The sequence below is a fragment of the Streptomyces echinoruber genome, from assembly GCF_014651135.1.
Taxonomy (GTDB): domain Bacteria; phylum Actinomycetota; class Actinomycetes; order Streptomycetales; family Streptomycetaceae; genus Streptomyces; species Streptomyces echinoruber.
Window position 1 is genome coordinate 39,374 of sequence record NZ_BMWH01000040.1, and the last position, 6,993, is coordinate 46,366.

Genomic DNA, 6,993 nt, shown 5'->3' on the forward strand with positions numbered 1-6,993 from the left:
TGGAAGGTTGAGTCCCCGGCGGTACCGGTTTCCCGCGCCGTCACCGTCACAGCCGGCGCGTGGCGAGGGTGAGCCGCTCGCGGGCGTCGAACAGCGCGTCCTTGATGGTCTGCTCGTGGGCGGGGGTGAGCCGGGCCACCGGCACCGAGCAGCTGATCGCGTCCCGCGCCGGGGTGCGGTACGGGATCGCCACGCCGAAGCAGCGCAGGCCCAGCGTGTTCTCCTCGCGGTCCACGGCGAAGCCCCGCTCGCGCACCTGGTGCAGCTCCTCGATGAGCCGCTCGCGGTCCGTGATCGTGTGCTCGGTCAGCGCCGGCAGCGTCTCCGGCAGCATCTTGCGGACCTGCTCGTCGGTGTAGGTGGCCAGGATCGCCTTGCCCAGGGAGGTGGAGTGGGCGGGCAGCCGGCGGCCGACCCGGGTGAAGGGGCGCAGGTAGTGCTGGGACTGGCGGGTGGCGAGGTAGACGACGTTCGTGCCGTCCAGGCGGGCGAGGTGGATGGTCTCCGTGGTGTCGTCCGAGAGGCGGTCCAGCGTCGGGCGGGCGGCCGCGACCACCTCGTCGCCGTCGATGTAGGACGTGCCGACGAGCAGCGCGCGCACCCCGATGCCGTAGCGCGTGCCGGTGGCGTCCGTCTCCACCCAGCCGAGGTCGACGAGCGTGCGCAGCAGCATGTACAGGCTGGACTTGGGGTAGCCGACGGCCTCCTGGACCGCCGCCAGGGAGTGCATGCCGGGCCGGCCGGCGAAGAACTCCAGCAGTTCCACCGTCCGTACCGCGGACTTGACCTGTGCCCCGCCTGCCTCGCCAGCCGACATCGCCCCAGACCCCTTCGTGACACGGGAACCCCGATATATAGTCTCCGACGAGCGCATTCAGTATCAGAGACAGCGTTCAGTATATCGAACGTCCCTGGTGGGCGACCCGATTGCTGACGGGAGGGAACCCGCGGTGGCAGCAGCACCAGTCTGGAGCGTCGATCCCCGTACCGGGAAGCAGCGGGAACAGGTTGCGGTGGAGGCCACAGCCCAGGAGGTGGACGAGGTCGTCCGCGCCGCACACGCCGCCCGCGCGAGCCTGGCCGACCGCACCGTCCGCGCCGCCTTCCTGCGCACCGCCGCCGAACAGCTCGAGGCGGCCCGGGACGGCCTCGTCGAGACCGCCGACGCCGAGACCGCGCTCGGCCCGGTCCGGCTGACCGGCGAACTCGCCCGCACCTGCTTCCAGCTGCGCGCCTTCGCGGACATCGTCGAGGAGGGCGCCTTCCTCGACGTCGTCATCAACCACCCGGACGCGACCGCCACCCCGCCCATCCCCGACCTGCGCCGCCTCAAGGTGCCGCTGGGCGTCGTCGCCGTCTACGCCGCCTCCAACTTCCCCTTCGCCTTCTCCGTCGCCGGCGGCGACACCGCCAGCGCCCTCGCGGCCGGCTGCCCCGTCGTCGTCAAGTCCCACCCCGGCCACCCGGCCCTGTCCGAGCTGGTCGCCAAGGTGCTGCGCCGCGCCGCCGCCGCGCACGGCATCCCGGCCGGCGTCCTCGGCCTCGTGCACGGCTTCGAGGCCGGCGTCGAACTGGTCACGCACCCGCTCGTCGCGGCCGCCGGCTTCACCGGGTCGGTGCGGGGCGGCCGGGCCCTGTTCGACGCGGCCGCGGCCCGGCCCGTGCCCATCCCGTTCCACGGCGAGCTGGGCTCGCTCAACCCCGTCCTCGTCACCCGGGCCGCGGCCGCCGAGCGCGCGGAGGCCATCGGCGCCGGGCTGGCCGGCTCGATGACGCTGGGCGTCGGCCAGTTCTGCACCAAGCCCGGCCTCGTCCTGGTACCCGCGGGCGCGGCCGGCGACCGGCTGGTCAAGTCCCTGACCGACGCGGTCAGCAACACCGACCCCGGCGTCATGCTCGACCACCGCATGCGCGACAACTTCCTCAAGGGCGTCACCGAGCGCACCGCCCTGGACGGCGTGGAGTCCCCGGTCACCCCGGGCGCGGGCGGCGAGCACACCGTCAGCGCCGGCTTCCTCACCGTGTCCGCGCGCCGGCTGCTGGCCGGCGGCGAGCACGACCTGCTGATCGAGGAGTGCTTCGGCCCGGTCACCGTCCTCGCCCGCTACGAGGACCGCGCGGAGGCCGAGGCGGTGCTGTCCCGCCTCCCCGGCAACCTCACCGCCACCGTGCACCTGTCCGCCGAGGAGGCCGCCGGCGAGGACGGCGGCGCCGAACTGCTCGCCGCGCTCACCCCGCTGGCCGGGCGCATCCTCGTCAACGGCTGGCCGACCGGGGTGGCCGTCTGCCACGCCCAGCACCACGGCGGCCCCTACCCGGCGACCACCTCCCCGCACACCTCGGTGGGCGGCACCGCGATCGAGCGGTGGCTGCGGCCGGTGACGTACCAGAACGCCCCGGAGGCCCTGCTGCCGCCGGAACTGCGGGACGACAACCCCCTGGGCCTGCCCCGCCGGGTGGACGGCCGGCTGGAGAGGTAGCACCCGGAGGACGGGGGCGGGGCGCGGGCCCTGTGGCCGCGGGCCCGCGCCCCGCCCCTACCGGCGCGTTCCGAGCCGCAGGGTCGCCAGGAACGTCAGCCCGAACAGCACCGCGCCCACCGCCAGGCTCGCCCGCAGGCCGGTGACGAAGCCGCCGGAGACGAGCGCGCCGAAGACGGCGATGCCCAGGCCGCCGGCGACCTGGCGCGCGGCGTTCAGGACACCCGCGGCCAGGCCCGCCCGTTCGGCGGGCACCGCGTCCATCATCACGGCGGTCAACGGGGGCACGGTCAGCGCGCAGCCCAGGGCCGGCGGGACGAGGAGCGCGGCCACCAGCGCCGGGGGCGTCGCGGTGTCCACCACCAGCAGGACGAGCAGACCGGCCGCGGCCAGGCCCTGCCCCAGCAGCATCAGCAGCCGCGGCCCGTGGCGGCCCGCCAGCTTGCCGGCCACCACGTTCGTCACCGGGATCAGCCCGGTCATCGGCAGGAACATCAGCCCGGCGTACAGCGCCGAACGGCCCTGCTCCTGCTGGAAGAAGAGGGAGAAGACGAAGACCACGCCGTAGAAGGCGACGCTGCACGCGGCGCCCGCCGCCACCGCCACGGACACCGCCCGGTCGCGGAACAGGCCGAGCGGAACGAGGGGATGCGGCCGCCGGGTCTCGATCCGGACGAACGCCGCCGCCGCGGCCGCGGCCACCGCCAGTGCCGCGATCCCGGCCGCCCCGCCCTCGATCACGGCGAACGTCAGCGCGGTCAGCGCCAGGACGGCCGTGACCTGACCCGGCAGGTCCAGCGGCGCCGGCCGGCGCCGCGACCGGGGCGCCCGCACCAGCAGCGCCAGGGCGACGGCGCCCAGCGGCAGGTTGACGAAGAAGATCCCGCGCCAGTCCCAGGCCGTGGTCAGCGCGCCGCCCGCGACCGGGCCCAGCGCCACCGCCACCGAGCCCCCGGCCGCCCACGCCGCCACCGCTCGCGCCCGGCGCGCCGGATCGCCGTACGCCTGCCGCACCAGCGCCAGTGAGGCGGGCAGGACGACGGCCGCCGCCACGCCCTGCACCGCGCGCGCCGCGACCAGCACCGCCAAGGTCGGCGCCAGCCCGCACCCCGCGGACGCCAGCGTGAACACCGCGACGCCGACGCCGTACGCCCGGCTCGCCCCCGCCCGGTCGGCGAAGGCGCCGGTGGACAGCATCAGCGCGGCGAAGGCCAGGGTGTAGGCGTCCACCACCCACTGCAGGCCGGACATCCCGCCGCCCAGCGCGGAGCCGATGGACGGCAGGGCGACGTTCACGACGGACGCGTCGAGGGTGATGAGGGCGAAGCCCAGCAGGGCGGCGGCGAGGGTGGGAACCGCACCGCCGCGGTCCCGGTTCCAGGACAACTCTCCTTTCTCCTGGGTGAGTTGAGCAGTGGATGGCGTCTGTTGGGTCGACATGCCCCCATGCTGTCGGGCTCCGGTGGCCTACAGTAGTGGCCCGAATGCCATGCATCCGGAGGTTCTGGCCATGAGTGCTGCGCAGCGCGTCCACCGGGTCGCCGTGATCGCGCCGACGCCCGTGTCGATGTTCAACCTCGCCATCCCCGACATGCTGTTCTCCAAGGTCGAAACGGACGGGCGGCCGGGGTACGAGGTCGTGGTGTGCGCCGCCGAACCGGGCCCGCTGCCCACCACCGGCGGCCTCGACCTGCACGTACGGCACGGTCTGGAGGTGCTGCGGAGCGCGGACACCGTGCTCGTCGCCGGAGCCGGAGCGCCGTACACGCCCGACCCGCGGATCGTGGCCGCCGTCCGCGAGGCGGCCGGCGCGGGCGCGCGCGTCGCGTCCCTGTGCACCGGCGTCTTCACGCTCGCCGAGGCCGGACTGCTGCACGGCCGCCGCGCGACGACGTACTGGGCGCACGCCGGGGAGCTACGCCGGCGCTGCCCGGACGTGCTGCTGGAGGGCGACGTGCTGTACGTCCAGGACGGCCGGGTCGTCACCTCCTCCGGATACGCGGCCGGCATCGACCTGTGCCTGCACATCATCCGCACCGACTACGGCGCCGCCGTCGCCAACCGGGTGGCCCGGCTCGCACTCGTCGCGCCCGTCCGGCCGGGCGGGCAGACCCAGTTCACCCAGACCCCGCTGCCGCCCGAGCGCGGCACCGCCTGCGCCGACGTGCGCGGCTGGGCCATGCGCCACCTGGACCAGCCGATCACCCTCGCCGACCTGGCCCGGCGGGCGGGCGTCAGCGTGCGCACCCTCACCCGCCGCTTCCACACCGAGAGCGGCGTCAGCCCCCTGCAGTGGCTGCTCCACCAGCGCATCGAGCGCGCCAAGGAACTTTTGGAGACCACCACCCTCCCCATGGACCGGGTCGCCCGTGCCTGCGGCCTGGGCACCGCCGACTCCCTGCGCGCCCACCTGGTGCGCCGCACCGGCCTCACCCCCAGCGCCTACCGCGCCCAGTTCAGCCGCCTCGCGGACCGGCCGGCCGCGGAGCCGGGAATGCGACCGGCTGCTTGAACGTTCACGCAGGTCGGCGGAGAGAGCCTCCGCGGCCGTACGACGGGAGACAGCCGACACCATGCGCGTCGAGATCTGGAGCGACCTCGCATGTCCCTGGTGCTACGTGGGCAAAGCCCGCTTCGACAAGGCGCTCGCGGCCTTTCCGCACCGTGACGGGGTCGAGGTGGTGCACCGGTCCTTCGAGCTGGACCCCGGCCGGGCCAAGGGCGACGTCGAGCCCGTGATCGCCATGCTCACCAGGAAGTACGGCATGAGCGAGGCGCAGGCGGAGGCCGGTGAGGACCACCTGGGCCGGCTGGCCGCCGCCGAGGGACTTCCCTACCGCACCCGCGGCCGGGACCACGGCAGCACCTTCGACATGCACCGCCTGCTGCACCTCGCCGGGGAGCAGGGCCGGCGGGAGGCGCTGCTGGACGTGCTGTACCGGGCCAACTTCGCCGAGGAACGCAGCGTGTTCGGCGACGACGAGCGGCTGGTGGAACTCGCCGTCGCCGCCGGCCTCGACGCCGGCGCCGCCCGGAAGGTGCTCGCCGACCCCGGCGCGTACGCCGACGCGGTGCGCGCCGACGAGCGCGAGGCCGCCCGGCTCGGCGTCACCGGGGTGCCGTTCTTCGTCCTCGACCGGAAGTTCGGCGTCTCCGGCGCCCAGCCCACCGAGGTCTTCAGCCGGGCGCTGGCCCGGGCCTGGGGCGAGCGGCCGCCGCTGGAGCCGGCCGGCCGGGGGGACGCCGAGACCTGCGGCCCGGGCGGGTGCGCGGTGCCGCGGCGCTGAGAACGGGTATGGTGCCGCGGCACTGGGAAACCGCAGGCCGGCGTGGATGTATAAGGATTCCTGAGGGGAACCGCGCAGAAATCCGCGATGGACTGCGACCTTCCCGGGCCGCAGAGTGGACCCATGGAGACCAGGGAGACGTTCGACAGCCTCGTCCGCGCCGAGTTCACCCCGAAGAGCACCTACCTCAACACCGCCAGCAACGGCCTGCTGCCGGCCCGCACCGTCGCCGCCCTGCACGAGGCGGCGCGGCTGCGGGCCGAGGGCCGGCCACTGACCCCGCTGTACGAGGACGTGGAGGTCTGCCGGGCCCTCTATGCCCGGCTCGTCGGCGTCCCGCCCACCCGGGTGGCGGCGGGCGCCTCGGTCGCCGCGCACACCGGCGTGATCGCCGCCTCGCTGCCCGCCGGGGCCGAGATCCTCACCGCCGAGGACGACTTCACCTCCGTGCTCAACCCGTTCCACGTCCGCGGCGACCTCAAGGTCCGGGCCGTTGAGCTGGAGCGGATCCCCGAGTCCGTCCGCCCGGGCACCGCGCTCGTCGCGGTCAGCGCCGTCCAGTCCGCCGACGGACGGATCGCCGACCTGCCCGCCCTGCGCGAGGCGGCCCGCGAGCACGGCGCGCGCACCTACGTCGACTTCTCCCAGGCCGCCGGCTGGCTGCCGGTGGACGCGGACGCGTACGACTTCACCGCCGCGGCCTGCTACAAGTGGCTGCTCGGCCCGAACGGGGCGGTCTTCCTCACGGTCCCCGAGGACTTCGGCGGGCTCACCCCGGTGCTCGCGGGCTGGGTCGCGGCCGAGGAACCCTGGCGCAGCTGCTACGGCCCGGTCGCCGAACTCGCGCACTCCGCGCGGCGGTTCGACCTCACCCACGCCCTGTTCACGTACGCCGGGCTGCGCCGCTCGCTCGAACTGGTCGAGGAGCTCGGCGTGGCCGCCGTGCACGCCCACGACCTGGCGCTGGCCGAACGGTTTCGCACCGGGCTCGCCGCCCTGGGCCACGAGCCGGTGCCCGCCCCCGGCTCGGCGATCGTCTCGGTGCCCGGACTCGGCTCCCGGCAGCCGGAGTTGAGCGAGGCGGGCATCGAGGTCTCCGACCGGGCGGGCAACCTGCGCGCCTCCTTCCACCTGTACAACACGGCCGCCGACGTGGACCGTCTGCTGGACGCCCTGTCCGGCTGACGCGAAGGGGCCCCTCGCGCGGAGGGGCCCCTTCGCGTCAG

6 protein-coding genes are annotated in these 6,993 nt (G+C 74.9%); 4 read left to right on the forward strand and 2 right to left on the reverse strand.

What is annotated here, in order from left to right; genetic code table 11:
* Nucleotides 1-46: 46 nt before the first annotated feature.
* Nucleotides 47-817, reverse strand: a complete 771-nt coding sequence (locus tag IE225_RS30405; protein WP_190060871.1) for an IclR family transcriptional regulator — start codon at nt 815-817, stop codon at nt 47-49.
* 133 nt (nt 818-950) lie between these two features.
* Here IE225_RS30405 and IE225_RS30410 point away from each other — a divergent pair, with 133 nt between their 5' ends.
* A complete protein-coding gene (locus IE225_RS30410) occupies nt 951-2,480 on the forward strand; it encodes an aldehyde dehydrogenase (NADP(+)) (RefSeq protein WP_190060872.1) in 1,530 nt (509 codons plus the stop codon).
* Between the two features lie 57 nt (nt 2,481-2,537).
* On the opposite strand, the gene IE225_RS30415 is transcribed toward IE225_RS30410, so the two are convergent.
* Nucleotides 2,538-3,920 carry an MFS transporter gene (locus IE225_RS30415; protein WP_190060873.1) on the reverse strand — a complete coding sequence of 461 codons (1,383 nt, stop codon included), beginning with the start codon at nt 3,918-3,920 and terminating at the stop codon, nt 2,538-2,540.
* 70 nt (nt 3,921-3,990) lie between these two features.
* Here IE225_RS30415 and IE225_RS30420 point away from each other — a divergent pair, with 70 nt between their 5' ends.
* From IE225_RS30420 to IE225_RS30430, 3 genes are all read left to right on the forward strand, one after another.
* Nucleotides 3,991-4,992 (forward strand): GlxA family transcriptional regulator, encoded by a 1,002-nt coding sequence (locus IE225_RS30420; RefSeq protein ID WP_229880172.1) that lies wholly within the window; start codon nt 3,991-3,993, stop codon nt 4,990-4,992.
* Nucleotides 4,993-5,053: 61 nt separating this feature from the next.
* Complete coding sequence (locus IE225_RS30425) at nt 5,054-5,767, forward strand: DsbA family oxidoreductase (protein WP_190060875.1); 714 nt, start codon at nt 5,054-5,056, stop codon at nt 5,765-5,767.
* A gap of 123 nt (nt 5,768-5,890) precedes the next feature.
* Nucleotides 5,891-6,952: an aminotransferase class V-fold PLP-dependent enzyme gene (locus IE225_RS30430; protein WP_190060876.1), complete on the forward strand. Its 1,062-nt coding sequence runs from the start codon at nt 5,891-5,893 to the stop codon at nt 6,950-6,952.
* Nucleotides 6,953-6,993: the final 41 nt, after the last annotated feature.